The 25,803-nt window shown below is 64.2% G+C and carries 29 protein-coding genes; 10 read left to right on the top strand and 19 right to left on the bottom strand.

Annotated features, from left to right (window positions below):
• Positions 1-18 precede the first annotated feature (18 nt).
• Together L0U82_RS31690 and L0U82_RS31685 are read left to right on the top strand one after the other, a co-directional pair.
• Positions 19-1,440, top strand: a complete 1,422-nt coding sequence (locus L0U82_RS31690; protein WP_233837183.1) for a cytochrome c — start codon at positions 19-21, stop codon at positions 1,438-1,440.
• A 219-nt stretch (positions 1,441-1,659) separates the two neighbouring features.
• Positions 1,660-2,397: a metallophosphoesterase gene (locus L0U82_RS31685; protein ID WP_233837181.1), complete on the top strand. Its 738-nt coding sequence runs from the start codon at positions 1,660-1,662 to the stop codon at positions 2,395-2,397.
• 13 nt (positions 2,398-2,410) lie between these two features.
• Here L0U82_RS31685 and L0U82_RS31680 read toward each other — a convergent pair whose 3' ends face one another.
• Together L0U82_RS31680 and L0U82_RS31675 are read right to left on the bottom strand one after the other, a co-directional pair.
• Complete coding sequence (locus tag L0U82_RS31680; RefSeq protein ID WP_233837179.1) at positions 2,411-3,112, bottom strand: RES family NAD+ phosphorylase; 702 nt, start codon at positions 3,110-3,112, stop codon at positions 2,411-2,413.
• Positions 3,109-3,471 carry an MbcA/ParS/Xre antitoxin family protein gene (locus L0U82_RS31675; RefSeq protein WP_326489783.1) on the bottom strand — a complete coding sequence of 121 codons (363 nt, stop codon included), beginning with the start codon at positions 3,469-3,471 and terminating at the stop codon, positions 3,109-3,111. The genes L0U82_RS31680 and L0U82_RS31675 overlap by 4 nt, the downstream gene beginning before the upstream one ends.
• Positions 3,472-3,674: 203 nt before the next feature.
• On the opposite strand from L0U82_RS31675, the gene L0U82_RS31670 reads away from it, so the two are divergent.
• Positions 3,675-4,379: a hypothetical protein gene (locus L0U82_RS31670; RefSeq protein WP_233837175.1), complete on the top strand. Its 705-nt coding sequence runs from the start codon at positions 3,675-3,677 to the stop codon at positions 4,377-4,379.
• Positions 4,380-4,559: 180 nt separating this feature from the next.
• On the opposite strand, the gene L0U82_RS31665 is transcribed toward L0U82_RS31670, so the two are convergent.
• Positions 4,560-5,411: a LysR family transcriptional regulator gene (locus tag L0U82_RS31665; RefSeq protein ID WP_233837173.1), complete on the bottom strand. Its 852-nt coding sequence runs from the start codon at positions 5,409-5,411 to the stop codon at positions 4,560-4,562.
• A 97-nt stretch (positions 5,412-5,508) separates the two neighbouring features.
• On the opposite strand from L0U82_RS31665, the gene L0U82_RS31660 reads away from it, so the two are divergent.
• The gene (locus L0U82_RS31660; RefSeq protein WP_233837171.1) at positions 5,509-5,892 is read left to right on the top strand and encodes a tautomerase family protein; all 384 of its coding nucleotides are present in this window, start codon (positions 5,509-5,511) and stop codon (positions 5,890-5,892) included.
• Between the two features lie 65 nt (positions 5,893-5,957).
• On the opposite strand, the gene L0U82_RS31655 is transcribed toward L0U82_RS31660, so the two are convergent.
• The 4 genes from L0U82_RS31655 to L0U82_RS31640 all read right to left on the bottom strand — a co-directional run bounded on the left by L0U82_RS31655 (position 5,958) and on the right by L0U82_RS31640 (position 8,845).
• Positions 5,958-6,374 carry a c-type cytochrome gene (locus L0U82_RS31655; RefSeq protein ID WP_233837170.1) on the bottom strand — a complete coding sequence of 139 codons (417 nt, stop codon included), beginning with the start codon at positions 6,372-6,374 and terminating at the stop codon, positions 5,958-5,960.
• Between the two features lie 77 nt (positions 6,375-6,451).
• Positions 6,452-6,859, bottom strand: a complete 408-nt coding sequence (locus L0U82_RS31650; RefSeq protein ID WP_233837169.1) for a hypothetical protein — start codon at positions 6,857-6,859, stop codon at positions 6,452-6,454.
• A 194-nt stretch (positions 6,860-7,053) separates the two neighbouring features.
• The gene (locus L0U82_RS31645) at positions 7,054-7,194 is read right to left on the bottom strand and encodes a DUF3563 family protein (RefSeq protein WP_233837168.1); all 141 of its coding nucleotides are present in this window, start codon (positions 7,192-7,194) and stop codon (positions 7,054-7,056) included.
• Between the two features lie 286 nt (positions 7,195-7,480).
• Positions 7,481-8,845: an NAD(P)/FAD-dependent oxidoreductase gene (locus L0U82_RS31640; protein ID WP_233837167.1), complete on the bottom strand. Its 1,365-nt coding sequence runs from the start codon at positions 8,843-8,845 to the stop codon at positions 7,481-7,483.
• A gap of 118 nt (positions 8,846-8,963) precedes the next feature.
• On the opposite strand from L0U82_RS31640, the gene L0U82_RS31635 reads away from it, so the two are divergent.
• Complete coding sequence (locus L0U82_RS31635) at positions 8,964-10,511, top strand: alpha/beta fold hydrolase (protein ID WP_233837166.1); 1,548 nt, start codon at positions 8,964-8,966, stop codon at positions 10,509-10,511.
• A gap of 193 nt (positions 10,512-10,704) precedes the next feature.
• Positions 10,705-11,394, top strand: coding sequence for an NnrU family protein (locus tag L0U82_RS31630; RefSeq protein ID WP_233837165.1), 690 nt, complete (start codon positions 10,705-10,707; stop codon positions 11,392-11,394).
• Between the two features lie 96 nt (positions 11,395-11,490).
• Here L0U82_RS31630 and L0U82_RS31625 read toward each other — a convergent pair whose 3' ends face one another.
• Together L0U82_RS31625 and L0U82_RS31620 are read right to left on the bottom strand one after the other, a co-directional pair.
• Positions 11,491-12,027 carry a carboxymuconolactone decarboxylase family protein gene (locus tag L0U82_RS31625; RefSeq protein WP_233837163.1) on the bottom strand — a complete coding sequence of 179 codons (537 nt, stop codon included), beginning with the start codon at positions 12,025-12,027 and terminating at the stop codon, positions 11,491-11,493.
• 73 nt (positions 12,028-12,100) lie between these two features.
• A complete protein-coding gene (locus L0U82_RS31620) occupies positions 12,101-13,108 on the bottom strand; it encodes an HPP family protein (protein ID WP_233837161.1) in 1,008 nt (335 codons plus the stop codon).
• A 99-nt stretch (positions 13,109-13,207) separates the two neighbouring features.
• Between L0U82_RS31620 and L0U82_RS31615 the strand changes: the two genes are divergently transcribed.
• A complete protein-coding gene (locus tag L0U82_RS31615) occupies positions 13,208-14,080 on the top strand; it encodes a LysR family transcriptional regulator (RefSeq protein WP_233837160.1) in 873 nt (290 codons plus the stop codon).
• Between the two features lie 152 nt (positions 14,081-14,232).
• Positions 14,233-15,069: a TOBE domain-containing protein gene (locus tag L0U82_RS31610; RefSeq protein WP_233837159.1), complete on the top strand. Its 837-nt coding sequence runs from the start codon at positions 14,233-14,235 to the stop codon at positions 15,067-15,069.
• 83 nt (positions 15,070-15,152) lie between these two features.
• On the opposite strand, the gene L0U82_RS31605 is transcribed toward L0U82_RS31610, so the two are convergent.
• The 4 genes from L0U82_RS31605 to L0U82_RS31590 all read right to left on the bottom strand — a co-directional run bounded on the left by L0U82_RS31605 (position 15,153) and on the right by L0U82_RS31590 (position 18,357).
• Positions 15,153-15,863 (bottom strand): sulfate/molybdate ABC transporter ATP-binding protein, encoded by a 711-nt coding sequence (locus tag L0U82_RS31605; RefSeq protein ID WP_233837158.1) that lies wholly within the window; start codon positions 15,861-15,863, stop codon positions 15,153-15,155.
• Between the two features lies 1 nt (position 15,864).
• Positions 15,865-16,539, bottom strand: coding sequence for a molybdate ABC transporter permease subunit (gene modB / locus L0U82_RS31600; protein WP_233837157.1), 675 nt, complete (start codon positions 16,537-16,539; stop codon positions 15,865-15,867).
• A 22-nt stretch (positions 16,540-16,561) separates the two neighbouring features.
• The gene (gene modA, locus L0U82_RS31595) at positions 16,562-17,335 is read right to left on the bottom strand and encodes a molybdate ABC transporter substrate-binding protein (RefSeq protein ID WP_233837156.1); all 774 of its coding nucleotides are present in this window, start codon (positions 17,333-17,335) and stop codon (positions 16,562-16,564) included.
• 320 nt (positions 17,336-17,655) lie between these two features.
• Complete coding sequence (locus L0U82_RS31590) at positions 17,656-18,357, bottom strand: phosphatase PAP2 family protein (protein ID WP_233837155.1); 702 nt, start codon at positions 18,355-18,357, stop codon at positions 17,656-17,658.
• A 363-nt stretch (positions 18,358-18,720) separates the two neighbouring features.
• Here L0U82_RS31590 and L0U82_RS31585 point away from each other — a divergent pair, with 363 nt between their 5' ends.
• Together L0U82_RS31585 and L0U82_RS31580 are read left to right on the top strand one after the other, a co-directional pair.
• Complete coding sequence (locus tag L0U82_RS31585; protein ID WP_233837154.1) at positions 18,721-19,905, top strand: extracellular catalytic domain type 1 short-chain-length polyhydroxyalkanoate depolymerase; 1,185 nt, start codon at positions 18,721-18,723, stop codon at positions 19,903-19,905.
• A 109-nt stretch (positions 19,906-20,014) separates the two neighbouring features.
• Complete coding sequence (locus L0U82_RS31580) at positions 20,015-20,197, top strand: DUF3563 family protein (protein ID WP_233837153.1); 183 nt, start codon at positions 20,015-20,017, stop codon at positions 20,195-20,197.
• 162 nt (positions 20,198-20,359) lie between these two features.
• On the opposite strand, the gene L0U82_RS31575 is transcribed toward L0U82_RS31580, so the two are convergent.
• From L0U82_RS31575 to L0U82_RS31550, 6 genes are all read right to left on the bottom strand, one after another.
• A complete protein-coding gene (locus L0U82_RS31575; protein ID WP_233837152.1) occupies positions 20,360-20,818 on the bottom strand; it encodes a TspO/MBR family protein in 459 nt (152 codons plus the stop codon).
• Positions 20,819-20,867: 49 nt separating this feature from the next.
• A complete protein-coding gene (locus L0U82_RS31570) occupies positions 20,868-22,367 on the bottom strand; it encodes a cryptochrome/photolyase family protein (RefSeq protein ID WP_233837151.1) in 1,500 nt (499 codons plus the stop codon).
• 238 nt (positions 22,368-22,605) lie between these two features.
• Positions 22,606-23,025, bottom strand: a complete 420-nt coding sequence (locus tag L0U82_RS31565; protein WP_233837148.1) for an organic hydroperoxide resistance protein — start codon at positions 23,023-23,025, stop codon at positions 22,606-22,608.
• Positions 23,026-23,242: 217 nt separating this feature from the next.
• Positions 23,243-23,695 carry a MarR family winged helix-turn-helix transcriptional regulator gene (locus L0U82_RS31560; protein ID WP_233837146.1) on the bottom strand — a complete coding sequence of 151 codons (453 nt, stop codon included), beginning with the start codon at positions 23,693-23,695 and terminating at the stop codon, positions 23,243-23,245.
• Between the two features lie 178 nt (positions 23,696-23,873).
• Entirely contained in the window at positions 23,874-24,680 is an 807-nt protein-coding gene (locus L0U82_RS31555; RefSeq protein ID WP_233837144.1) for a BPSS1780 family membrane protein, read from the bottom strand.
• A complete protein-coding gene (locus L0U82_RS31550) occupies positions 24,671-25,666 on the bottom strand; it encodes a homoserine kinase (RefSeq protein ID WP_233837142.1) in 996 nt (331 codons plus the stop codon). The genes L0U82_RS31555 and L0U82_RS31550 overlap by 10 nt, the downstream gene beginning before the upstream one ends.
• Positions 25,667-25,803: the final 137 nt, after the last annotated feature.

The following is a 25,803-nucleotide window of genomic DNA, read 5'->3' as shown; positions in this document are numbered from 1 at the left end:
CCTGACCGGAGAGCCACCATGTCGAAGCACACTTCTCGCGCGCAGCCGGCCCCTGCGCTGATGCAGGCGAGGCTGCGCCGCCGCTGGGGAGGCGCGGCGCTCGCGGCGGCGTTTTCATTGTTCGCGCTATCGATTGCATGGCACGAATCGCACGCGCCGAGCCAGCAATCGACCGACGAACTGCCGATCACGCAGGCTCGCGCCGACGACGCCGCGCAATCGCCCGACGCGATGCTGGCCGGTCCGGCCGCGAACGGCGATCTGGTCAAGCGCGGCGAATACCTGACGCGCGCCGCCGACTGCGCGGCCTGCCACACCGCGGACAAATCGCGCCCGTTCGCGGGCGGCCTGCCGATCAGCACGCCGTTCGGCACGATCGTCACGCCGAACATCACGCCCGATCCGGACACCGGCATCGGCCAATGGACCGATGTCGATTTCCTGCGCGCAATGCACGAAGGCATCGGCAAGAGCGGCGAGCGGCTGTATCCGGCGTTCCCGTACACCGCATACACGCGCGTAACCGATCGGGACGTGCTGGCGATTCGCGCGTACCTGAACACGCTGACGCCGGTTCATTACACGCCGCCCGCCAATAGCCTCAAGTTCCCGTTCAACCAGCGCTGGCTGATGGTGTTCTGGAACATGTTCAATTTCGACGAGGGCCGCTTCGTGCCTGATCCGAAGCAGAGCGCCGAATGGAATCGCGGCGCGTATCTGGTCGAAGGGCTCGCGCATTGCGAGGAATGCCATACGCCGCGCAATTTCATGCAGGGCTTGAAGTCGAGCGCGCGATTTTCCGGCGCGGTGCAGGCCGGCTGGCATGCGTTCAACATCACGCCGGACAAGACGAGCGGCGTCGGCGATTGGCGCCGTGACGAACTCGTGTCGTATCTGTCGACGGGCGCAGCTCCTGGCCGCGCGAATGCGGCCGGGCCGATGGGCGAGGTGGTGGCGAACAGTACGCAGTATCTGACGCCGGTGGATCTGCGTTCGATCGTCGTGTATCTGCGCTCGGTGCCGCCCGTGAGCGGCGGCGAAACGCGTCCACGTCATCAATGGGGCAACCCGGCCGGCGACGTCACCGCGTTGCGCGGCACCACGATCACCGGCGTGAACGGCGCGCAACTGTTCGTCGCCAACTGCGCGAGCTGCCATAACTGGACCGGTGAGGGTGTCGGCGCCAGCGCGCCGGGCGCGTATCCGTCGCTGATCCATAACTCGACGGTCGGCGCGAACGACGCGAACAATCTCGCGATGGTGATCCTGCACGGCGTGTCGCGCACCACCGCGCAGGCGGACGTGCTGATGCCGGCGTTCGGCGGCCATCTCGATGACGAACAGGTCGCGGCGATCACCAACTACGTGACGAAGCAATTCGGCAATCCGCAAGCGACGATCACGGCGGGGCAGGTTGGGAAGCTGCGCACGCTGCAATAGCGTGGTGCTGGAGCGATGTCGCCGCGAATGGTGATGTCCGCGGCGTTGCACCGGCAAGCGCGACCGTCAAAACTTCGCGCTTCAGGTAACTTCTGCAACAAATGCAACGTTCACGCGCCAGGTGGACGTAGTTTGTGTCAACTTTGCTATTCCACACGCGACGAAACGATAGGCGGCGCGCATACGCGTGCGTATTCGCCGGATTATCATCAATGCATTATGGCTTCCGTACTCGACAACTTCGTTCAGCAGCATGCGGCCAATGAGAGCGGCCGCGATTTCGTGGTCGGCGATCTGCACGGCTGCGTCGATGCGCTGCGTTATCTGCTGTGCCAGATTGCTTTCGATCCGGCACGGGACCGGCTGTTTTCGGTCGGCGATCTGGTCGATCGCGGCGAACAGTCGGAAGAGGCGCTCGCGCTGCTGATGAAGCCCTGGTTCTTCGCTGTGCTCGGCAATCACGAGGACACGCTATGCGCGGTTGCCGACGGCCGCTTGCGGCGCCAGTGGTGGTATGGCATCGGCGGCGCGTGGGCGGCCAGCGTGCCCGACGAACGCTTGCGGCACTACGCGGAGCATCTGCGGCCGCTGCCGCTCGTGCGCGTGGTCGGCAGCGGCAAGGAGCGCTTCAACGTGCTTCATGCCGAATTCTTCGGCTCCGACGCCGAACTCGATGCCGGCAATTTTTCGGCGGAAACGCGCCAGCAATTGCTGTGGGGTCGCGAACTCGCGCTCGGTAACGGCGATCCGCTGCGGCAACGCGGGCTCTCGCTGACCTACTGCGGCCATACGCCGGTGCGCGACATCACGCAGATCGGCTCGCAGGTGTTCATCGATACCGGCGCATTCGGGCCCGGCGGCAAGCTGACGATCGTGCAGCCGCAGGCGCTGCGTCGCTGGTCGATCTCGGTCGAGGAAGCGCGCGCGGAAGGGGCGGCGGCGCTCGCATTGCCCTGACGGCGCCGTTTTCTCAGCCCACCTGATTGAGTTCGAACACGATATCGACGCTCGAACCGTTCCAGTTGTATTCCAGATACGCCGCATGATGGCAATCGCGCAGCAGCGTCGTGCGAAACGCGGCGAGGCATTCGCCGGTGCTGTCGCGCACCGACGGATAGACGATGCCCGGCGCCCCGGCTTCGCGCACCGCGCGCCCGAGCGACTGTCCGGCCAGATAGTCGTGCGGCGACAGCACAGTGGAATCGAGCGCGGTATCGCTGCGCAGATCGACCACGTTGCCTTGCGCGGCGACGGTGTACAGACGCATCTGCTGACGCGTCGGCGGCTCGGCGGTTGCCGCCAGAAACTTGCCGGTGTGATAGCGCGTTTCGGCGATCGCGGTGGCGCGCGAGCGTGCGCAATAGAACACCCCGTACGTGCCGTCGGAAAAGCGGCTGCCGAGCGGATTCAGATGCGTGAGCGCGGCCATGATCGGCCCATAGCCGGAGCCGAAGCGGCGCTCTTCGCGCGGCACCAGATCGAGTTCGCCGATTTCGGTACGCAGGCGGTCGTTGGTCATCGCTTCGAGCGCGTAGAGCGCGTCGAAATCTTCCGCGGAAGCGACCCGGTCGAACAGATTGACGGCCGGAAAGCGCGTGGGGATGACGCGATACGCGGGCGACCAGTCGAGCGCGGCGCTGGTCCAGCGGTCCTGCCATTGCGGTTGTGTCACGCCCAGCCGCCTCGCATCGCGTCGAGATACTGGCGCACGGCCACGAGATCGCTGATGTTGCCCGCCAGCATGCGGTCCAGCGCGCGGCGGCCGCCGAACGGCGGCGCGCTGTTGGGGCGCTTGATCCAGTTATCGGCGGAGTTGGGTTGCGGCAGCAGGATCTGCAGCGCCTTGTAGATGCCAAGCAGTAGCGACAGCCGTTCCAGCGTGTCGCGGCCGAGACGCGCCGTTTGCGGCGACGCCTTCCATTTGAAAAAGGTGGAGCGGCCCGGCGAGCCGAGCAGCACGATCTGCTCGTCGGCGTTCAAGTCCCAGTCGCGCGCGATGTTGAAGAATGCGCGCAGACCCGCCGCGGACATCTCCGTCACGGACGGTTCCGAAGCCGGCCGTCGTAGCGGCGCCTCGGGCGGGGTAAGTCGGGCAGCGTGAGCCATGAGCGGATAAGTCCCTATGTGTACTTGTTGTTGATATTAGTCTAAATGTGGATTTTTGCAAGAGAATATAATCCTGGCTCGTTTGGGATTGGGCGTTCTAGGTAGCAGTCGATCGGGAGAGGCAGCAGATGCGGGTTCGAGCAGTGGCAGCGGCGCTGGCCGTGTGGTGTATGTCGGGAGCGGCTTTGGCGGCAGGGTATGCGGAAGTGTGGAATCCGCCGGAGGCGACCGGGCATGTCGCGAAGGCGACGCGGAACAGGCCGGCCGCGGTGAAGGTGAAGGCGGGTAAGGGTGGCAAGGGCACTGGCACTAAGGCTGGCATCAAGGCTGGATCTGGCGCGCATGTGAAGCAGGCGGCGGGCGTCCGGCATGGGGCGTCTCATGTCGCGGCGAGTGGCGCGGCGCATGGCGGCGGCGCGAAGAAAGTCGCCGCGAACGGAAGCGTGAAAGGTGGCACGAAGGGCAGTATGCGCACGGCAGCCACCGGCAAGATCCATACACATGGCACTCTGACCGCTCAGGGATCGAAGCCGCACACACAGGCGCATGCCCAGCTTGTTCACGCGAAACCGGCGCAGGGCAAGGTCATGCGCGCTAACTTCGCGCCGGGCCATACCGCGCGGGCGCACGTGATCAAGGCGGCGAAGCCGGCGGTCTCCCGACCGGCAGTGTCGAGCGCGCCTGCTGCGCCGGTTGCGCCGGCTGTGCCGACGTCGCCAGCTCAATCCGCTAACGTCGGCAACATCGCTCCGATGGGGGCTTCCACCAATCCGACCAATCCGGTTAGTCCGGCCACGGCTCGTAGCGGCTCGATGCCGCCGATCATTCACTGAGTGTGACCGGGCGGGGCTGCGGCGGTGGAAGCGCCACGTCGCGGCCAGTCCGAACACGGCTCGTTCGTAGCGGCTCGCCACCGCCGATCATCCATTCAGTGATTGCACCGGTTGTCGCAGCCGAAGCGCCACGCTACTGTCCATCCGACCATAGCTCGCAGCGGCGCCCCACCCCCCGCATCACCCCGCCGCCAAACCATTCGCCAGCAACCGCAACGTCTCCGCCGAGCGCGGCTCGCGCACGCGCGAGTGCAGCGTCACGCGCGATTCCGGCAGCGCCGGCAAGCCAAGCCGCTCGCCGACGTCGATCAGCCCGCGCGGCGCGACCCGGCGCGCGAGCGGCGAAACGGCGAGTCCCGCCGCCACCGCCGCGCCGACCGCCGCCATGCCCCCGCCGACAAACACCTCCTGCCACGCAATTCCCGCCGCCGTCAGCGTGCGCAGCGCCACCTCGCGCACGTTGCACGGCGCAGTCAGCAGCGCGAGCGGCAGCGGCTCACCGACTCGCGGCAGCCATGCGGGCGTCGCAAGCCAGCCGAGCGGCTCGCTGAACAACTCCTGCGCGTCGCCTCGCGGCGGCTCATCGACGCCATAGCGGACGATCGCCGCATCGAGCCGCCGTTCGTCGAACTGCGCGAGCAGCGTCGCCGACGAGCCCATATGCAGCTCGATCACGAGACCCGGATCGTGTGCATTGAGCCGGCCGAGCAACTGCGGCAGGTCGGGCCCGGCGACATACTCGCTGAGCCCGAGCACGAGCCGCCGCCGTTCCACCGATAGCGCGCCCAGGGCGCGCTCGTGCGCGTTCAGCAGCTCGCGCGCCGCGCCGAGAAACGCGTTGCCGTCGGCGGACAGACGCACGACGCGCGGCGTGCGTTCGAGCAACTGCTTGCGCAGGTGCGCTTCCAGCCGCTTCAGTTTCAGGCTCACCGCCGACTGGGTGGTGTCGAGCGCGTCCGCGGCGCGCGTGAAACTACGCAGATCGGCGACGAGCACGAACGCCCGCACCGCATCGAGATCGAGCACTTTCATTTCCAGTGAATATGGATGAAATAGCCAAACATGTCTGTTTATTATGACTGGGCGCGCCTAATCTGTGTTCATCACAACACGCAACAAGGAGCCAATCATGCCGCTCACCCGAATTTCATTGCGCGCCGGCAAGCCGACCGAATATCGCCAGGCGCTGACAGCCGGCATCCAGCGCTCGCTCGTGGGCACCTTCAATGTGCCGGCGGACGACATGTTCATGCTGATCACCGAGCACACGCCCGACAACATGATTTACGACCGGCAGTATCAGAACATCGAGCGCGGCGACGATTTCGTCGTGATCCAGTTGACCGTGAGCAATACGCGCACGGTGGAGCAGAAGAAGGCGTTGTACCGGCGCATCGTCGATGAACTCGGCAAGTCGCCAGGCGTGCGTCCGGAGGACGTGTTCATCAATCTCGTCGAGGTCGAGAAGGAGAACTGGTCGTTCGGCCATGGGATTGCTCAATACGCGACGTAAGTACGCGACGTAAGCACGCGACCTAAGCAATCGGATGCAGCCGGCAGAGCCAATGCGTCGTCGGCTCACCTGTCGACACCGGCACGCGGATCGGCGCGGATCGTGCCGTCGGCACGACCGCGAAAGTACCGATAAATATCGTCGATGTGTCCGGCAATCAACGCGTTGTCGCGATACGCGGGCATCCCGCGAGACAGGGCACCGTCAAGCACCATCCGGACAAAACTGTCGCGGCTCTGCGTACGCGCGTAATCGACGATCGAGGGCGCGGCCAGGCCCTCGTAATCCTTGCCATGGCAGCGGGCACAGTCGACGGTGCGCAGGATACGCCAGGCGTTGACGATGGCGTCGTTGGTCTGCGGATGATCAGCACGCCCGGCGTTCACATCATCGGCCACTGTCGGCCGTGCAACCGCAATCATGACTACGACTGCCACCGCCCAGCGCCGTGTCGACAGTCGCGCGCTATGGTGGCTGTCCATTGCACGGTCCTTTACCGGTGCTGCAATCCGGTGTTGCGTCGGCTTCGCATGGCTAAGAGACTCCACTTCGCGCGGCGCTATTTTGTTTGATTAGTGATCCGACCGACAAACTTCCAACCCTGGTCGCGTAGCCAGACGTAGGTATAGCCGCTCGGCCCATCGATGAATACCGTTAGAGGATGGCTGATAGTGTCTTCTTTCTGCGGCGACACCGCCGCCGGGGTAACGCGTCCTTCGGTCGGCTCGAGACTGGCATCGCGGTCGTCGAACGTCCAGCCGTCGTCCTGTATGTAGGTGAGCCGGAGTGTGCTGCCAGCAGGCGACTGAACGAGCAACGTGAGCGGTGAATGCGCGTTGGCCGTTTCCTGTTCATGTTTTGCTGGAGCACCAAGTGTTGTCGCAGCTTCGATCCGGATGGCATCCGGACCATCGCCCATGGTGGCCGCCAGCGTGACCTGGTCCAAGGTCACGAGCGCTACGGTCATCAACGCTCCAAAGAGCAATCGTGCGGCAATAGTCGAGCGTTTCATTGTGCTACCTCTGCTAGTGAACTGAGTGCCGCGGCGCTTCGCATGCGTCGCGGCCACCCCCGATAATTAATGAATCAGGTCGTTGCGCCCCGATAGTCTCCGCGGCTCGCATCGTTGGCGGTCCGCTTCGAGATCGCATACCCCAGCGGTCAAATCTCCATCCCGTGCATGCGGCGTTCTAGTTCGCCGATGTCGGCGGCGGACGCGAGATACGCGTCGCGACGACTGTGTTCGGCACGGTCAAGTGCCTTTTCAAACAACTCGTATAGATGGATGAACAGAATGAACACGGCGTGCTCCAGAAAGGCGTGATGGATCGCGTATCGGCCCGAATGGGGCGCGACACATGAGGCCCAGGCGTGCATTCGGTGCGGACCATCCGGATTGGATTGATGCGTGGGTCGTGCTACGGCTGGACGCTGCTTGATGCAGCGTCCGTGCCACCTTACGGAAAGCTTGTCTGGCGTGGGTTTCCGCGTTATCGGCGGAATGCGGATGGGCGAAGTGTCGTCATGTGGCCGACGAATATCGAATGGAAGTCGGCCCGCGGCAAACACGTGTTCGATACTCTCGTGGTCAGGTCGCTCGCTCGACCGCGGACGAGGATACGGATAGCGCGGTCGGCAGGTTGCCCCGCCAGACCCGCCAGGCGATTGTGGGGCTGAGCAGCGACGAAGGCGGGATCATCAGATTGACGACCTTCAGAAACGATACGGCCAGCGTACTGTCCTTCGCAGCGGCGACATGAAGCTTGCCGATGTACCAGTTGATGAAACGCTGCATCGGCGGCCGTGCGCCCTTTACTTTGGGATGGCGGAGGTCGTTGCCGACTGCGATGTCCCACGGAATATCGACGATCCTCGCGGCGGCTCCGAAGAATCGACGCGCAAGCTCGTCGGAGCCCGCGCGCAAGCACTGCTGCAGCATCAGTGCTTCTTCTGCCGCGACCGTCATACCTTGCCCATAGACCGGGTTAAAGCTGCAGATGGCATCGCCGAAAACCAGGTAGTTGTCGGGGAAGCGCGCGAGCTTCTCGTAGCGCCGGCGCAGACTGGACGCATAGCGATAGCGTCTGAATTCGGTGAGCGGCTCCGCTCGCGCGGCTACGTCGTGAATCTCCATGGTCGGCAGCGTCGCCAGATAAGCGAGAAAGCCCTCGTCATTGTCGGGTGCGTCGTCGCCAAGAAAGCCGCCTGTACTGATGATCCAGCTGTCGTTTTCCTGCGCAAGCATGACGCCGCTGCGCCAGTTGGGCGCACTGCCGGCGACGACGATGCCTTGCCTGCCGTCGAGGTCGGTCGGCCGACGTCGATAGGTACGGGTCGTGTAGCAGATTCCAATCTCGACCTTCTCGCTGGCAGGCGCTTCGTAGCCGAGCGCTTCAAGCCACGCCGCAGTCGATGAGCCGCGGCCAGTCGCATCAACGACAAGGTCTGCTTCGATGGTTTCCTCCGGCTTGCCATCGACACATGCGCGCACCCCCGTTACGCGCTTGCGAGTGGAGTCGGTGGCAAGACCCTGCACCGCGCAGCTTTCGATCGCGCGCACGTTCGGCAACGCGAGAAGCCGTCGGCGCAGATGGCCTTCGAGCACAGGTCGGCTCGCGATCAGGCCGATCAGGTCGCTCGCGCCGCTAGCCAGCCTGACGTTGCGGCCCATCCAGATCACATCGTTGGCGACATCCCCGATCAGGCCGCCGCTGCGCTCGACCACCTCGGCGTTATATCCCGGGAAAAATTCCTCGATGACCGCGCTGCCGCGCGCAAGCAGCCCATGAGTGTGGCGACCCTGCGGCACGCCCTTGCGTGCAGTGTCCGCGGCCGGAAACGCATCGCGTTCGAGCACGGTGACGGTGGTATAGAAATCCGCGAGTGCGCGGGCGGCCAGCAGTCCGCCCATGCTGGCGCCAATTACGATCGCATGCTTGCCCAGGTTCGACATGGCAATCCTCCAGTTCGATTCTTCGCGATGAGTCGACCGACCATCGTCTGCGGCGAATGCTAGGATTGCCTCGTCCCCTGAGCGTCCCCCGGACGCATTCATTGAAGGTCGCTTCGCCATGGCTCTGTTCAGCGTGCGGACGCTTGGATTTCCGGAGATCCGTCGGGACGACCGGCTGTGCCAGTTGGCCTTGCGCAAAGGCCTGGCGCTGCTGATCTACATGGCCGAAGCAACTGGCCCCGTCGGGCGCGAAGCCATCGCCACGATGTTGTGGCCGGAAAGCCCCGAAGACCTGGTACGGGCGCGGCTGCGCCGCCTGTTGCATCGCCTCCAGCTTTTGCTTGGCGATGACGTTCTCACCATCGACCGGTCGACGGTTCGATGGTCGGCAACGATCGACCTGCAAGTGGATTCCCATCTGTTCGAGCAAGCCTGCGACCGCGGCGAGTTCGAGCGGGCTTGCCGTCTTTACCCCGGCGACTTTCTCGCGGGCTTTACGCCTGGTAGCTGCCCGCAGTTCGACGAGTGGGCTTTCTTTCGCCGTGAGGCCTTGCGGGGACGGGCGATCCAGGCGCTCGAACGAGTCGTGCACGACAGGCATGCGGCGGGCGACTACGCAGACGCGGCCGTGTACGCCGGCCGTCTCGTCGAGTTCGATCCGCTCAGCGAGGTGTATGGCCGACACCTGATCCGCAATCTGCTGCTCGCCGGAGATCGCGCCACGGCCGAGCGCCACTTCGAGGCTCTGACACAGCGCCTTCGCAACGAACTCGATGTGGCGCCCGAAACGGCAACCCGCGCGCTGCTGAACGCCGGCGCATCGATGCCTGTCGAGGCGCCGCCGACGCGCTATGTCAGCGGTGGCGGCGTCCATCTCGCGTTTCAGACGTATGGCGCCGGCCGCATGGACGTGCTGGTGCTGCCCGGTTTCGTGTCCCACGTCGAACGGGTTTGGGAGGAGCCCCGCTGCCGGGCGTTCCTGTCTTCTGTCGCCGGTATGGGTCGTCTGATCCTGCTCGATCGTCGCGGCATTGGGCTGTCCGATCGGGTCGGATTCAATCCCAGTGTCGGCGCGACCGCGCAGGACATCGGCACCGTACTTGATGCCGCCGGCAGCCGCCGGGTTGTGCTGTTCGGCGCGTCCGAGGGCGGACCGGCGTGCATCCAATTTGCCGTCGATCACCCCGATCGAGTGGCCGGCCTCATTCTGTTCGCCTCGTTGGCGAAGGGAAGCGCGGCGCTCGACTACTCGCACGCGCTGCAGGCCGGTCAGTACGACATGTGGCTACAGCAACTCGTCGCCGTCTGGGGCGGCCCTGCCGGCATCGAGACATTCGCGCCGAGCCTGTCCGACGATCCGCAGGCGAGAGCCTGGTGGGCGGGCTTGCTGCGGGCCGCATCGAGCCCGGGGGCGCTCACAGGCGTGCTCGAGGCGTTGCGGGATATGGATGTGCGAGATCTCTTGCCGCGCATTTCCGCACCCACCCTGGTCCTTCACCGTCATGGCGATCGCGCGGTTCGCATCGGAGCTGGCCGGCATCTCGCCAGCCACATCGCACACGCGCGCTTCGTCGAACTCGACGGCGCGGATCACTGGGCCTTCGCGGGCGATCAGCGCCCCGTGCTGGACAATATCAGGCAGTTTATTGGCAGTCTCGCCGAGTAACGGCATACGGCAGACGCAACCCAAGATTCAGCTCGGGCATTGCTGGCATTGCGACTGGCACCGCCCCGGATAGAAGCCGGCACGCGGTGTAAGCTTGCTCTGCGGCGACGCGTCTCGACGCTCGCCGCACGACATCCCGGTCAGTTCATGAACAATCGTTCAACCGATGACAAGACTTGAGGAGCCGCGCCAAATGGGAAGCGTCGAAACTCTTGTGGCGGCGGCAGTCGCCTTTGTCGGCAGTCACTTTCTACTGTCTCATCCGTTGCGCAGGCATCTGGTCGGCGCGCTTGGCGAGGTCGGCTTCCAGGGCGTCTATTCGCTGGTTGCGATCGTGACGTTTGGCTGGCTGATCGTGGCTTACCGAAACACACCCGTGTCGCCGCTACCGCCGGTAGGCAACGCACTCTGGGCGATCGTGGCTGTGCTCATGCTGATCGCGTCGATCCTGCTGATGGGTTCGCTGATCCGCAATCCGGCGATGCCCACCGGCCGCCGGCCGGGCTCGCTTCCTGAAACCGCGCGCGGCGTGTATGCGGTGACACGCCATCCGATGATGTGGTCGTTCGCGTTGTGGGGCCTGTGCCATATCGCCTTGTCGCCGACCACGCGGAACGTTGTCCTTGGGACCGCTATCGTGGTCCTCGCGCTGGTCGGCGCCGCGTTGCAGGACCGCAAAAAGCAGCGGCTGCAACCCGATCTGTGGCCGGCATGGGAGGCGAAGACGAGCTACTTTCCATTCGCGGCGATCGCCGCCGGTCGCGCGCAGCTCGGCGGGTTCGGCATGCACGCGCTGGCGGGCGGCCTCGTCGTGTGGCTGGTGGCGACGTGGGCTCATATGCCGCTCGCCGGTGTGCCAGCGGGGATCTGGCGCTGGCTGTAGGTGTGTAGCCCGGATTGTCGCGGCGGGGCTCTGTTCCTTCATCCTTAGAGTCGGCAGATTGAAGCAGAGCCCGGGCCGCGTCTAATCAAACCGCGCTTAATCCGCAGCCGGGAAATCGAGCGTCGTGTCGTTGATACGGTTGAACAGATTGGTGAACGCGATGCTGGCGATCGCCATCGTCACGTCGACGATCTGCGCGTCGGTGACGCCCGCCTGTTTGATCGCGGTGATCACATCGGCCTGAACCGTGCCGCTCGTCGTCAGCAGATTGAACACGAACGTGGCCAATGCATCGTCCCGCGCGTTGCCCGTCGGCCGGGCTTCCCGCAACGCCAGAATGGCTTCGCGATCGAGACCGATCTTCTTGCTCATCAGCGTGTGTGCGGCGAGGCAGTAGTCACAGCCGGTCGTCTCGCTGACCACCAGTTTGACGACTTCGATATCCCGCGCGCTCAGGCTGCTTTTTTTCAGCGATGCCTCGAGACTCAGTACTGCCTCCAGTGCGACCGGACTATTCGCGCCGATTCCAACGTAGGAATTCGGTACCTTGCCGACGGCCTGTTTGACGGCGTTAAACAATTCGGCTGCGCGACCCGTGGCTTCGGATGCGGTGATCGTATAAAGGCGAGGCATGATGTTTTCCTTTGAGGCGGTAAAAAACGAATGGCGGCAGGCATCGCGCATGCAGTGCGATGCGCCCGATCAGTCATCCCGTTGTGAACGGAGTGTGTTGATCGCGTTGATCGAGAAAAAACGGCCGCGCGAGCAAAGCCGCGCCGATTAGCGTCGTGGTGCCCAACGCGACGGCGAGCACGAAACGCCAGTCGGCGTGCGACATGATTTGCGGCAAAAGACCCACCGTCAGCGCGGGCGGAAAGTGCAGACGCAGCGCGCGCAACGTGACGACGCCGACCAGCAACGAAGCGACGACGGATAGCGGGCCCGCGCCAAACGCCAGCAACGCGATGACTCCGGCGCCGGCGGTGATCGTGCAGACAAACGGCAACGCAACGTGCCGCTGCGCCTGCTGACGCACGTTGGCGTGAACGAACATGTCGAAAGCGATTACGACGAGTGGCGGAAACAGAATCAGCCGCATACCGGTGATGGCGGCTAATCCGTACACCAGCAGAAGAACGGCGGTGAAAACGAACAAGGACGGCCACATGCCGATCGCGCGCGCAGGTTGCATTTCACTGGCTTCTGCGCGGGCGTTCGGCGTAGATGGCTGGTGCACTTCATCGGGTGCCACGATCCGACCGTAGGTCGCGGACGCAACCGCCAGAAAGGTCATCACGGCGGCGATCGACACCGGATACCACCAGCTCGTGATACCGAACACGAGCGGCAGAAAGGCGGCGGAAATGGCCGGCACGATCGGCGAACGCATGCAGCGGACGATCAGGATCGCGCCTGCAACCGTCATCGCCACGGAGCCCAGGCTATACGGCAGCAGTCGCGTGAACGCGGTACCCATTGCGGCGGTGACAGCGGGCGTAACGGCGAGCATCAGCGGTGCGCGTGCCCACGCTCCCGCCGGGCGCTTGAAGACGTCATAGCTGAGCGCGGCCAGTTCGGGAAACAGCACGTAGATCACGCCAGTCAGAAGCGCGGCCTTCGCGACGGCGGCAAGGAGGGCAACCGAAAGCACTGGCCCGAGAATCAACGGGTCGGTGAACGTGCGATATCGGTCGCGGCGCACGGAGAGGCTCATCGGCAATAACCTTGGCGGTTGGCATGGTCCGATGATAGGGAGCGCCGACTTGTGCGAATATTCCCCAAACCTGCAATCCTGCCTTGCATTAATGCACCGATGTTCGATTGGGAAAATATCCGCTATTTCGTGGCTGTCGCGCGCATCGGCACGATGTCGGGTGCCGCCCGAACCCTTAAGGTCGATCACGCGACGGTGAGCCGGCGTTTGAGCGCACTGGAGAGTGAACTCGACGTGCGCCTGATCGAGCGCCAGCCCAGAACCTGCAAGCTCACGCCGATCGGCCAGCGCCTGTTCGAACTGGCGCAGCAGATGGAAGAGGGCGCGTACGCCGTCGAACGATTCCTGGAGGCGAGCCGCTCGCCGCTGAGCGGCAAGGTCACGCTAAGCGCGCCGCCGGTGCTCGTGGCGAATTTTCTGGTCAATCATCTGGCGGACTTTCGTCGCGCCAATCCGGGCGTGCAACTGTCGGTTTCGTGCGAAGCCCGCCGGGTGTCCCTCAGCCGCCGGGAAGCAGACATCGTGCTGAGATTGACCCGGCCGGAGGAACCGACGAGCGTCGTGCGCAAGCTGGGGCGCGTGTCGTTTGGCTTATACGCGAGCAAGGACTATCCGCATCTGCACGAGCCGTCCGCGTGGGAGTTCATTGCCTATGACGCCGGCTTCGTCGGTGTGTCGCAGCAGAAGTGGGTGATGAGCGTTGCCGGGAAACGGCCGATTGCTTGCGAAATCAGCGATATCAACGGCCATCTGGTCGCGGCTCGGGCAGGCGCCGGTGTGGCGGGGCTGCCTGATTTTCTGGCGGATCGTGATCCGAAGCTGCAGCGCGTGCCGTACGAAGGCGAGCCGTTTTCGCGAGATATCTGGATGGCCGTTCATCAGGACCTGCGCGGCTCGCCGCAAATACGGGCGGTGATGGATTTCCTGCTGAAAGTCGTGGCCGACAACCCTCTGTTTGCGGACAAGGGTTAGGCGTCTCGCGGAGGTGAGGCGGCTGCAGTGAAAAAGCCGCGCAATGCGTATCTCCGCGAACCGCTGTGATCCATTCAGGCATCCGGACGTCGAGAAGCCCGTCGCTATAATTAATTCGTCGCCGTTCCTCAGACCTTCAACCGCTCCTCGCTATGACCAACGACCGCTCCGATGCTTCCCGCGAACCTCTCGAACTCGGCGGCTCTGTCTGGTTTCAGGCGGGTGCCCAGACGCTCGGCGGCGCGTCGCGCATCGCGCTGCTTGCGGCGATCGGCGAAACCGGTTCGATCACGAGTGCGGCGAAAGCGGTGGGCATCAGCTACAAGGGCGCATGGGATGCCGTCGATACGATGAACAACCTCGCCGGCGAACCGCTCGTCGTGCGTATGACCGGCGGCAAGGGTGGTGGCGGCACCACGCTGACGCCGCGCGCGGTCAAGCTGATCGAGACGTTTCGCGCGGTCGAGCGCGAGCATCGGCGCTTTCTCGAACGCGCGGGCGCGGCCATCGAAGGCTTCGCGACGGACTGGGATCTGATCGGCCGCATCGGTATGAAAACGAGCGCGCGCAACCAGTTCTACGGCACGGTGTCGAGGATCACGCGCGGCACCGTCAACGACGAAGTGTCGCTCGCGCTGCCGGGCGGTCAGACGATCGTCGCCGTGCTCACGCACGAGAGCACCGAGGCGTTGGCGTTGGCCGAGGGCGTGGCGGCGTTCGCGCTGATCAAGGCGTCGTGGGTCGTGCTTTTCGTCGATGGCGAAGACGGCACGCCGTTGAAGCTGTCGGCGCGCAACCAGTTGCGTGGCACCGTGCAAAGCGTGAAGCACGGCGCGGTCAACGCGGAGGTGTCGCTCGCGCTCGACGGCGGCGCGGTGATCACCGCGGTGGTCACCAACGAAAGCGTCGAGACGCTCGGTTTGCGGGAGGGCGCGAGCGCGGTGGCTGCGTTCAAGGCATCGAGCGTGATACTCGGCGTGAAGGATTGAGCGCCGCGGATGCGGATGCGGATGCGCGGATGAAACCGCGCGGGCGTGCTTGAGCCGATCGAGTGCGCCGCGCGTCGCGGCGCTTAGCCTTGCGGCGCTTCATTCCGCGCGTACCCTGTGAACGGATGATCCTCGCGCACGCGACCGTCATTGACCTGCACGACCTGATCGCCGAAAGCGGCCACGTCATCGGGATCGTGCGTGATCAGCACCATCGGAATATCGAGCCGCGTTTGCAGGTCAGACAGCTCGCGCCGCATGCGCTGACGCAGCGCGCTATCGAGCGCGGAAAACGGTTCGTCGAGCAATAGCAGACGTGGCTGCGAAACCAGCGCCCGCGCGAGCGCGACACGCTGTTTCTGCCCGCCCGACAACTGCGCCGGATGGTTGCCGGCGACCGCCTTCAACTCCAGCGCTTCAAGCCAGTAGTCGACCTGCGGATGCGCGCCGCGCGCACGCGGATTGAACCAGCCCTGACGCAGCCCGAAGCCGATGTTCTGCCGCACGTTCAGATGCGGAAACAGCGCGTAGTCCTGGAACAGATATGCGATCTTGCGTGCCTGCGGCTTCTGATCGACACCGCTTGCGCTATCGAACAGCGTAATGCCGTGCAGTGTGATCGATCCTTCATCGGGGCGCAGCAAGCCGGCGATCGCCTGCAAGGTCAGGCTCTTGCCCGCGCCGGACGGCCCGTACAGCACGAGTCGCTGCGTATTCGCGCTGAACGCGACATCGAGCGTAAAGCTCCGCTCGGCGCTTTCGAAGGTTTTGCGGATGGCGACGTCGAGCGGCATGTCAGCGCGACCTCAGAAGCGTGTGCTGCGGCACGAGGCGCCCCGCGAGCAGCAGGATCGTCACGCAGGTGATGGAGGTGACGATCACGAGCAAATTGGCGGTGCTGTCGTCGCCGGCCTGCACCGCCGAATAGACCGCGACCGACAGCGTCTGCGTGCGGCCCGGCAGGTTGCCGGCGATCATCAGCGTCGCGCCGAATTCGCCGAGCGCGCGCGCGAATGCGAGCAGCCCGCCGGCGAGGATGCCGCGCGTGGCGAGCGGCAACGTCACGCGGAAAAACACCGCCGTTTCGCTGATGCCGAGCGTGCGCGCGGCGCGCTCGAGTTGCGGATCGACGCCTTCGAACGCGGCGCGCGCCGACTTCAGCACCAGCGGAAACGCGACCACCGTCGACGCGATCACCGCGCCCTGCCACGTGAACACGAGCTGGATGTCGAAGCGGTCGAGCCAGGCGCCGATCACGCCGCGGCGGCCGAGCAGCACCAGCAGGTAGTAGCCGAGCACGGTTGGCGGCAGCACGAGCGGCAGCATCAGCAGCGAGTCGATCACGTCGCGCGCGCCGGAGCGCCAACGCGACAGACCGAGCGCCGCCGCGACGCCGAACACGAGGTTGAGCACGGTGGCCCAGCCCGCCACTTTCAGCGATAGCAGGAGCGGAACCCAGACCTGTTGCATGAGCGTGTGCGTTGTCGGTGAATCAATGAGCGGGCTTGAAGCCGTACTTCGCGAGCACCGCCTGGCCGGCCGGCGATACCACGTAGTCGATGAAGGCTTGCGCGTCGGCCGGCTGACGGCTGCCTTCGACCCGAGCGATCGGGTACGTCACGGGCGTTTGCGTCGGCAGCGTCATCGCGACCTTGACCTTGTCCGGCATGATCGCGGCGTCGGTGCCGAACACGAAGCCGGCGTCGACTTCGCCGCGCGCGACATAGTCGAGGCTCTGACGCACGTTCGACGCGAGCACGGCCTTCGCGCTGACCGCATCCCACACGCCCGCGGCCTGCAGCGCGCCCTGCGTATAGCGGCCGACCGGCACGGAAGCCGGATCGCCGAACGCCACGCGCTTCACGCTCGCGGTCGTCAGATCGTTGAGGCTGGCGGGCGCGAAATGGCTGTCGGACGGTACGATCAGCACCAGCGAATTGGCGGCGAAATCGCGGCGCGTCGACGGCACGATCACTTTTTCCGCGGCGGCTTTGTCCATCGCCTTCTGATCGGCCGATGCGAACACGTCGGCGGGTGCGCCTTTGACGATCTGCTGCATCAACACGTCGGATGCGCCGAAGTTCATCACGACCTTGGTGCCGGGATGCTGCTGCTCGAACGCATCGCCGACCGCCTTGAACGCGTTGGTCAGGCTGGCCGCGGCGGAGACCACCAGCTCACCGGCTTGGGCATTGGCGCTGATGGCGACGGAGACCACGCTTGCAACACAAAGCGCATATTTTTTCAGTTGTCGGGCGAGTGTCATGAAGAACCTGGGAGGCAGACGTGGAACGGTGGCGTAGAAACGCCATCGTAATATATGCGCAGTTACAGCGGGCGTATAACGGACATGCGGGGCAGCGCTTGGTGCGCTGCACGAAAAGTAGGCGGTTGGGAATTAGCGTAGAAGGAGCCTGAACGGCTGGTTCAGGCTCGCAGGCTTCGGAAAAGCTTCGGAAAAGCTTCGGAAAAGCTTCGGAAAATCTTCGGAAAAGCTTCGGAAAAGCTTCGGAAAAGCTTCGGAAAAGCTTCGGAAAAGCTTCGGAAAAGCTTCGGAAAAGCTTCGGAAAAGCTTCGAAAAAACGCTCAGATGCTGGTCGCGTGCGACCGTTTGAACCCACCCAGCGTTTGCGACAGCGGCGCGGCGGCCGGATGGAGTTCGCGCGCGGCCTTCCACTTGGCGCGAATGAACGGCCGGTCGTGGCCGGATACCTTCAGCGCGATATGCGTAACCCAGCGCTGGGTCGGCACGTGCACGTCGTGCATCGCGACCGCCAGCACCATCATGCTGACGGCGACCGGCATCGCCGACAGCCGGCCCGGCTCAGCATTCCATGCGATGCGCACGAACACGAGCGCGGCGAGCGCGCCGACGAGGCAGCCGGTTACGGCTTCGGACGGCGAGTGCGCGCTCAATACGACGCGCGACAGCCCCACCGCGATGCCCGCGGCGAGCCCGGCGAGCACGCCGAGCAGTCGGATAGCGGGCCGCGTGGGCAGTAGCATCAGAAACAGCGCGACCGGATAGACGGCCGTGGACAGCATCGAGTGGCCGCTCACACCGGTGAAATCGAGCTCCCTGATGCCGACGCCCCAGCCGAGGAACGCCAGCTTGGTCGCGGTCACGATGCCGATTGCCGCGCCGAGCAACACGAGCCAGCAGGCCGCGAGCCGCCACGAGTAGCCGACCGCCAGCCAGATCGCGATGGCGAGCGCGAGCGGCAGCGTCAGGCCGGCGCCTCCGAGGCTGGTGATCGAATACCACAGGTGGATCGGTAAATCGGGCATGGCAGAAGCGCGACGCGGGCCGCGTGGAGTCGGGTGGGTGGAGGTCTGCGCGTGGTCGGCGCCAGGCGCCGCCGCAGCTCGGATCAACACGTGTTCGAGGACTAGCCGCCAGTATAGACGGGTGTCGCGTGACGGTCCTGCGACGCACCGCGCATTTGCATGCCAAATGTGGGTTGCCGAACGGGCGTCGTCGAAGTTGGACGGCGTGACGGCGGCAGCGTTCGCCGTGGCGGGGAATTTGGCTGTAGGCAGCGGAGCAGGTCTTCAGCAGCACATGAAGAATGATGTTATTGTGCATTGCACAACGTCGTGACCTCCGGTGAGTTTGCCGGTGTGCACCGTCCCCTTTTTGCGAGGTCGTCGATGGCAAAAAGCCTGTCGAAAATCTGGCTGCGCGGTTTCAAGCGCCTGCTCGCGATTCAAACCGAACATGCGCAAAAAACCGTCAAGCGGGTCCAGACGCGGCCGGTTCGTGCCGCAAGCAATAAACCGTCAAGCAAAGTGCGTCCGTTGAAACCATCCGCCGCATTGCGCACGCCCACGAAACGCGAAGCGCCACGCGAGTCGCGGGTGCGCCCGCGCGCGGCGGCGTGGGCAAGCGGCTCGTGGACGCGCTCGTTCCACTCCGCGCCGGCCGCGCCGGGCCGGCTCGTCAACCATTTGCAGTACGGCCTGTATATCCCGGCCGGATACGCTCATGAATCGATGCCGCTGGTCGTGATGCTGCATGGCTGTACGCAATCTATCGACGAATTCGCCGAAGGCACGCGCATGAACCTGCTCGCCGACCGTTACGGCTTCGCAGTGGTCTATCCCGAGCAATCGAAACACGCGCACTCGCATCGCTGCTGGCACTGGTATGACGCCGGCGACAGCGCGGGCGGCGCGGAGGCGCGCGCGGTGGTGTCGCTGGTCGACGCATTGGTGGCGCAGTACGGGTTCGACCGCGAGCGCGTCTACGCGGCCGGGATTTCCGCGGGTGCGGGGCTGACGGCGCTGCTGGCGGTCACCTACCCCGAGCATTTTGCGGCGGTGGCCTTGCATTCCGGCCCCGCTTTCGGCGAGGCCCGCACGGGCATTACCGCCATGGACGTGATGCGGCGCGGGGCGCGCGGCGAGCCGGTCGAGCTCGTCGACGGCATGACGGACGTTGCCCACTATCCGGGCATGCCGGCGCTGATCATTCATGGCGACGCCGACCACGTGGTCGCGCCGGTCAACGCAGATCAGTTGGCGACGCAGTTCCTGCGCCTGAACCGCCTCATCGACGAACGCGGCGCCCGTCAGGCGGGCGAGATGCGCGAAGACCGCAAGGGCGGCGTGGTGACGCGCGATTACGTGCGTGGCGGGCGGCGCGTGGTGCGATGGTGTCGTGTGCAGGGGCTCGGGCATGCGTGGAGCGGCGGGGACGACGCGCTGCCGTTCCATTCGTCGAAAGGTCCGAATGCAAGCGCGATGATCTGGGAGTTCTTCAAGCACCAGCGTCGCCCAGACGCCGGACGCATCGCGGAAGGCTCGGACGTGGCGGCTTCTACGCTCGAACGCTGACGTCGGAACAACACCTCGAAATGAAAGGCTAGCGTCAAACTAGGGTTTTCCCTATAATACGGGTTATCCCTTAGGCGTAAACGCCTAGCTTTCATTCGCGAGGTCGACCATGTACCTGCTTAGCCGTCTGTTCCTGTTTTTGACCAAGTCGCCGGACCAACTCGCCAAAGAGCGCGCTGACGCGTATTTGGCTGAAGCCACCGATCTCTACGATCTCGAATTCCGCATGCGCAAGCTCGACCGCGAATCGAACGTGCGCCAGCCGTCGTGGATGAGCCAGCACTACGGTTAATCCACCGCCTGGCGTGTTGCGCCAGTCACAGTTGTAGCAATCAGAACATCGGCGTGTGGTGAGGCGCCGGTGTTTAGCGGCAGCCGATCAGGCTTTGCGCCCGCATCTTCCTATCTCCATTGCCCAAACGGCCTTCGCGTTTCAATCGATCCGCTTCGTTGATTACGCCGCCGGATTCATCTGCCACAGCGCATAGTTCAGCAGCGCGGCATACGCGACCCACACGACATACGGCACCAGCAGCAGCCCCGCGAGCCGATCGCGTCGCCAGACCACGTACGTCAGCATCACGATCAGCACCAGCAGGATCAGGATGTCGATCAGCGCCGACTCCGGCCGGTGCAGGCCGAAGAACAGCCACATCCACGCGGCGTTGAAGATCAACTGCACGACCCACAGCACGATCGCGGCAGTCAGACCGCTGCGTTTCCACACGCGCCACGCGGAAACCGCCATCAGCACGTAAAGCACGGTCCAAACCGGCGGAAAGACCCAGTTCGGCGGATTGAACGCCGGTTTTTGCAGACCCGCGTACCACGCATCGGGCAGGGACAGGCTGCCGGCCCAGCCGGCCGCGAGCGTCAGGATCAGAAACACGAGCAGCGACGGCAGACGGCGCATCTTTACCCCCAGACGTTCTTATCCAATTTTCGATGATGTAAGCAGGCACTCACTTGCCGTATCGGGCCAGTGTGCGCTCGCGTGCCTGCGCATGGTCGACGATCGGCTCGGGATAGTCTTTGCCTAGCACCACGTCGAATTCCGCGAGCCGCTCCGCGCCCGCAAGCCACGGCGCGTGAATCCATTTTGCCGGCAGCTTCGCGAGCTGGGGAAGATATCGTTTGATGAAGCGGCCGTCCGGGTCGAATTTTTCGGATTGCGTGACCGGATTGAAAATCCTGAAATAAGGCTGGGCGTCGCATCCGGTCGATGCCGCCCACTGCCAGCCACCGTTGTTCGCCGAGAAGTCGAAGTCGTTCAGCAGATCGGCGAAATAGCGCTCGCCGCGGCGCCAATCGATGCCGAGATCTTTCGCGAGAAAACTCGCGGTCACCATCCGCAGACGGTTATGCATATAGCCGGTGCGGTTCAACTGCAGCATCGCCGCGTCGACGAGCGGGTAGCCGGTGCGGCCGTCACACCACGCTGCGAACGCCTGTTCCGCCGCGTGGCCTTTGTCCCAGCGTAAATGCTCGTATTCCGGCTTGAACGCCGCACCGCCCGCGATGCGTGGATGATGCGCGAGGACCATGAAATAGAAGTCCCGCCAGATCAGCTCCGATAGCCACGTCGCCGCGCCGTTTCCATCGGGCTGCAGCGATATTTCGTGCGCAAGCCGGGCGAGCGTGCGGATCGACACCGTACCGAAGCGCAGATGCACCGACAGGTAGCTCGGCCCCTTGGCGGCGGGAAAGTCGCGCCACTCCGCGTAACTCGCGATGCGCGTCAGGAAGTCGTCGAGTAGTTGCCGGGCACCGCTCATGCCGGCCGGTATCCGCAGGTCGGCGAGGTTGCTCGGCGCGAAGCCGAGTTGCTCGAGGGTCGGCAGGTGACGGTCGAGCGCGCGCGGCGGCGCGGCGAAATGCTTCTTGTAGGTTTCGACCGGGTAGGGCTTCAGGTCGAACGCATCCAGTTGCTTGAGCCATGCGTTCTTGTACGGTGTGAAGACCGTGAACGGCTTGCGCTGGCCGGTCAGCACTTCGTCGCGCTCGAAAATCACCTGGTCCTTGAACGTCAACCACTGACGACCGGCTTCGGCGAGCCGTTCGTTGACCGTCGTATCGCGCTCGATCGCGGCCGGCTCATAGTCGTGGTTCGCAAATACGGCATCTACTTGCAGTTCCGCGGCAAGCTTCGGCACCAGTTCGGCGGGATCGCCATACAGCACGATCAGGCCGCCGCCGTTGGCGCGCAGCGCGTCGTCGAGTTCGCCGAGCGACGCGAGAATGAAGTCGATGCGCCGGTCCTGCACAGGCTCGTCCGGATGGCGCGACTGCCAGGTATCGACGAGCGGCTGCAGGATCGTCGTATCGAACACGAACACGCACCACACACGCTCGCAATGCTTGAGCGCGTAATACAGCGCGGCGTGATCCGTGTCGCGCAGGTCGCGGCGAAACCACACCAGACCGGTGTCGAAGTTTTCGTGCAAGCGTCGGGCTCGGGTCATCGGGGCGTTGATCGGGATGAGGAGGTTGAGAGCCGGCGTCGCAGATTGCGTGCCGCGTGCGCTAAAACGGATCAGCGCTCGCCCCTATTGTGCAGGGTGCGAGCGCTGTGGTGCTGCGAGGCTCAGGTGGTTCACGTACCTCGCCGCGCGGGGCGCGTGGTTATCGCAGCAATTGTCGCTTCAGTTCGCGCGGCGCGATTTGCCGAAGCAACCGCCCCGCGCAACCCTCAGCGCCAACTTAAGCGATGTGCAGACGAACGTCGACGTTATTGCGCGTGGCGTTCGAGTACGGGCACACCTGATGCGCGGCATCCACCAGTTCCTTCGCGGCGTCTGCGGCAAGGCCCGGCAACGAGATGCGCAGATCGATGTCGAGCGCGAAGCCGCCCTTGTCGTTCGGGCCGATACCGACGTCGGCCGAAACCTGCGTATCGGCAGGCAAAGTCTGCTTGTGCTGGCCAGCGACGAACTTCATCGCGCTCAGGAAGCAGGCCGAATAGCCAGCCGCGAAGAGTTGTTCGGGATTGGTGCCCGCCGCGCCGTTGCCGCCCAGTTCACGCGGTGCGGCCAGCTTCACGTCCAATGCATTGTCCGACGATACGGCGCGGCCGTCGCGGCCACCGGTGCTCGTTGCGCTTGCCTTGTAGAGGATGCTCATGGTGTTGCTCCTTATCTGGGTTGTCAGGGTTTGCATGCTTGCCGCTGTGTCCTCACTCGCCGGTCTGGCGAAGCGTTTGCGAAGCGGCATGTCGGTAAGATAGTACACAAATCATTTGTGTGCAAATGAAATTTTGATGATCGGTTCGATAGGGGCCATTGGTTGACGCATCCGCTGCGCCTCGCAGCCGCCAGCTGTGGCGGCCGCAGGCTGCTCGCTACTGATCCATGTAATCGTTGAGCGTAGCGCGTAACCGTGTCAGGTCTTCGCGCAGACGCAGCAGGAATTCCGGCGTCTGCTGGGTCGCGCAGAAGATTTCGGCGGGCACCTCGCGTGCCTGCCGCTTGAGTGCCTTGCCCGCGGCCGTCAGGCGGATATAGACGAGCCGTTCATCTTCGATACCGCGCACGCGTTCCACGAGCCCCTGGGCTTCGAGGCGTTTGAGCAGCGGTGTCACGGTGGCCGGATCGAGATTGAGGCGCGCGGACATGTCCTTGACGGTGACGTCGTCGGTTTCCCATAGCACGAGCATCGCCAGATATTGCGGGTACGTGAGTCCGAGCCTGTCGAGCAGCGGTTTGTACGCTTTCGTCATCGCGAGCGAGGTCGAATAGAGCGCGAAGCAAAGCTGTTCGTCGAGCGTGAAGGGGAGAGCGGGAGGCTGGGTCATGGTGCATCTCGGCTAAAAGTGCGTACGAATGGATTGCACGCAAATCATTGTGCCGCAAATCGATGCAGGGTGGCGAATGCAACCGGGCAACTGCGCGAGGAAGGTGGCTGTGCCTCGAAGAGGTATGCCGGAGAGGCAAGCGCGGGCGCCAGAACAGCGCCCGCGCGAGAATGGACGATCAGGCTGCCGGCTTGGTCGGCAGATCCGGCGTTTGCGGCGCCTGCACGCCGAAGCAGCCGCGGTAGGTTGCGTAGAACGAGCAGTACAGCATCGTCGTGACGATCATCGTGGCGGGCATCAGCACCGCGTACGCATACTCGACGGCGCCGAGCACCTGCATCAACGTGGACAGCCCGAACGACACGACGGTTGCAACCGCGAACCACAGCGCCGCGAACACGACGAATGCACCGCGATTGCGCCAGCAACTGACGACGCTGAAAAACATCGCCTTGACGGGCGGCACGTCATGCCACGCGGCGAGGATCGGCGAGAACCAGAAGATCATCGCGACCGGCACATAGAACGCGAGCGCGGTAAGCACTGCAAGCGGGATATTGCTGCTGGTGATTGCGTTTTCATCCATCGGCGTGGTGCCGAGCATCACTTTCAGCAGCATGCCGCCGTCGGCGAGCGCCGAGCCGACCAGCACGAGCGCCATCGCGATCACGTAAAGCACGCCGAGCACGAGCAGGCGCCGCGCGACCACCGGGCCATACGAATGAAAGCCGTCGACGAGGATGGTCGGGAACACCGGCTTGCCGGCAATCGTATTGCGGCACGCCGCCATGAAGCCGACCGCGACGCCCGGAATGAACAGCAGCGGCAGCACGCCGCCGATCACCGGAATCTGCGAGACGAGCGTCATCACCAGCACGTAGGTGAAAAACAGCGTGAGGAAGGCAAGCGGGTTTTTGCGGAACAACCAGATGCCTTGCCGGAACCACACGTAGCCGGTTTTCGCGGGGACTTCGATCAGTTGCATGGAGTATGAATGCCAGGATTCGCGACGCCTTTCAGGCGCTCGCGCAGAATGCGTTCGAAATGGCCGGGATCGTGCGGCTTGAGCAGTTCGGCCGCCCGCGGCAGGTGAAAATCATACAGGCGCGACACCCAGAAACGGTACGCGCCGGCGCGCAGCATGTCGCCCCAATGCTGGTTTTCCTCGACGGTGAATGGCCGCACCGTCTGGTAGGCGCGCAGCAGCGCTTCGGTGCGCGCGTCGTCGAGCTTGCCGGTGGCGAGGTCGACGCACCAGTCGTTGACCGTCACCGCGACGTCGAACAGCCACTTGTCGCAGCCGGCGAAATAGAAATCGAAGAAGCCGCCGAGCCGTACTTCGTGGCCGGTGTCCGGTGCCGCATGCGCGAACATCGCGTTGTCGCGGAACAGATCGGCGTGGCAAGGACCGGCGGGCATCGCCGCGTAATCGGCGGACGCGAAGAACGCTTCCTGATGCGCGAGTTCGGAGGACAGCAACTCGCGCTGCTCGCCTTCGAGAAACGGCAGGATCGTCGGCACGTTTTCGCGCCACCATGGCAGGCTGCGCAGATTAGGCTGATAGCGCGGATAGTCGCGGCCCGCGAGGTGCATGCGCGCGAGCATCTGCCCGACTTCGACGCAGTGCTCGACACCCGGCGCGAGTTCGGGCGTGCCTTCGAGCTTGGTCACGATCGTCGCGGGCTTGTCGAGCAGCATGCCGAACAGCGCGCCATCTTTGCGCGGCATCGGGTCCGGCACCGGCACACGGTGCGACGCGAGATGGCGCATCAGATCCAGATAGAACGGCAGTTGTCCGGCTGTCAGCTTTTCGAAAATCGTCAGCACGTATTCGCCGCGCGTCGTCGTCAGAAAGAAATTGCTGTTCTCAATGCCGGACGAGATGCCGCGAAGTTCGACGACGTCGCCGAGATCGTAGTGGCTCATCCATTCTGCGAGTTGGGATTCGTTGACTGCGGTGAAGACGGCCATGCGGAAAACGTCGGGTCAGGTTGTTCGGGCTGGGCGCGCTGCGGCCAGTGCGAGGTAAGGCAAACGAATGCGGCGGATGGAGCGAATGCGGTGTCGAAGTACGGGGCTCGGTGCTGGCGATCCATGCTGCGCGTCGA

It is taken from the genome of Paraburkholderia sp. ZP32-5, assembly GCF_021390495.1.
Lineage (GTDB): Bacteria > Pseudomonadota > Gammaproteobacteria > Burkholderiales > Burkholderiaceae > Paraburkholderia.
Note: the sequence above shows the minus strand (reverse complement) of the source record. Positions and strands in the feature narration are given on the sequence as shown.

What these genes read in the sequence shown, in the direction of transcription:
- L0U82_RS31550 (WP_233837142.1), bottom strand. Translation starts at nt 25,666, where the DNA reads ATGGCCGTCTTCACCGCAGTCAACGAATCCCAACTCGCAGAATGGATG.
- L0U82_RS31685 (WP_233837181.1), top strand. Translation starts at nt 1,660, where the DNA reads ATGGCTTCCGTACTCGACAACTTCGTTCAGCAGCATGCGGCCAATGAG.
- L0U82_RS31660 (WP_233837171.1), top strand. Translation starts at nt 5,509, where the DNA reads ATGCCGCTCACCCGAATTTCATTGCGCGCCGGCAAGCCGACCGAATAT.
- L0U82_RS31575 (WP_233837152.1), bottom strand. Translation starts at nt 20,818, where the DNA reads ATGCGCCGTCTGCCGTCGCTGCTCGTGTTTCTGATCCTGACGCTCGCG.
- L0U82_RS31560 (WP_233837146.1), bottom strand. Translation starts at nt 23,695, where the DNA reads ATGACCCAGCCTCCCGCTCTCCCCTTCACGCTCGACGAACAGCTTTGC.
- L0U82_RS31610 (WP_233837159.1), top strand. Translation starts at nt 14,233, where the DNA reads ATGACCAACGACCGCTCCGATGCTTCCCGCGAACCTCTCGAACTCGGC.
- L0U82_RS31670 (WP_233837175.1), top strand. Translation starts at nt 3,675, where the DNA reads ATGCGGGTTCGAGCAGTGGCAGCGGCGCTGGCCGTGTGGTGTATGTCG.
- L0U82_RS31580 (WP_233837153.1), top strand. Translation starts at nt 20,015, where the DNA reads ATGTACCTGCTTAGCCGTCTGTTCCTGTTTTTGACCAAGTCGCCGGAC.
- L0U82_RS31655 (WP_233837170.1), bottom strand. Translation starts at nt 6,374, where the DNA reads ATGGACAGCCACCATAGCGCGCGACTGTCGACACGGCGCTGGGCGGTG.
- L0U82_RS31605 (WP_233837158.1), bottom strand. Translation starts at nt 15,863, where the DNA reads ATGCCGCTCGACGTCGCCATCCGCAAAACCTTCGAAAGCGCCGAGCGG.
- L0U82_RS31635 (WP_233837166.1), top strand. Translation starts at nt 8,964, where the DNA reads ATGGCTCTGTTCAGCGTGCGGACGCTTGGATTTCCGGAGATCCGTCGG.
- L0U82_RS31570 (WP_233837151.1), bottom strand. Translation starts at nt 22,367, where the DNA reads ATGACCCGAGCCCGACGCTTGCACGAAAACTTCGACACCGGTCTGGTG.
- L0U82_RS31675 (WP_326489783.1), bottom strand. Translation starts at nt 3,471, where the DNA reads ATGTCCGCGGCGGGTCTGCGCGCATTCTTCAACATCGCGCGCGACTGG.
- L0U82_RS31690 (WP_233837183.1), top strand. Translation starts at nt 19, where the DNA reads ATGTCGAAGCACACTTCTCGCGCGCAGCCGGCCCCTGCGCTGATGCAG.
- L0U82_RS31555 (WP_233837144.1), bottom strand. Translation starts at nt 24,680, where the DNA reads ATGCAACTGATCGAAGTCCCCGCGAAAACCGGCTACGTGTGGTTCCGG.
- L0U82_RS31565 (WP_233837148.1), bottom strand. Translation starts at nt 23,025, where the DNA reads ATGAGCATCCTCTACAAGGCAAGCGCAACGAGCACCGGTGGCCGCGAC.
- L0U82_RS31665 (WP_233837173.1), bottom strand. Translation starts at nt 5,411, where the DNA reads ATGAAAGTGCTCGATCTCGATGCGGTGCGGGCGTTCGTGCTCGTCGCC.
- L0U82_RS31615 (WP_233837160.1), top strand. Translation starts at nt 13,208, where the DNA reads ATGTTCGATTGGGAAAATATCCGCTATTTCGTGGCTGTCGCGCGCATC.
- L0U82_RS31630 (WP_233837165.1), top strand. Translation starts at nt 10,705, where the DNA reads ATGGGAAGCGTCGAAACTCTTGTGGCGGCGGCAGTCGCCTTTGTCGGC.
- L0U82_RS31650 (WP_233837169.1), bottom strand. Translation starts at nt 6,859, where the DNA reads ATGACCGTAGCGCTCGTGACCTTGGACCAGGTCACGCTGGCGGCCACC.
- L0U82_RS31640 (WP_233837167.1), bottom strand. Translation starts at nt 8,845, where the DNA reads ATGTCGAACCTGGGCAAGCATGCGATCGTAATTGGCGCCAGCATGGGC.
- L0U82_RS31585 (WP_233837154.1), top strand. Translation starts at nt 18,721, where the DNA reads ATGGCAAAAAGCCTGTCGAAAATCTGGCTGCGCGGTTTCAAGCGCCTG.
- modA (WP_233837156.1), bottom strand. Translation starts at nt 17,335, where the DNA reads ATGACACTCGCCCGACAACTGAAAAAATATGCGCTTTGTGTTGCAAGC.
- L0U82_RS31625 (WP_233837163.1), bottom strand. Translation starts at nt 12,027, where the DNA reads ATGCCTCGCCTTTATACGATCACCGCATCCGAAGCCACGGGTCGCGCA.
- L0U82_RS31590 (WP_233837155.1), bottom strand. Translation starts at nt 18,357, where the DNA reads ATGCCCGATTTACCGATCCACCTGTGGTATTCGATCACCAGCCTCGGA.
- L0U82_RS31620 (WP_233837161.1), bottom strand. Translation starts at nt 13,108, where the DNA reads ATGAGCCTCTCCGTGCGCCGCGACCGATATCGCACGTTCACCGACCCG.
- modB (WP_233837157.1), bottom strand. Translation starts at nt 16,539, where the DNA reads ATGCAACAGGTCTGGGTTCCGCTCCTGCTATCGCTGAAAGTGGCGGGC.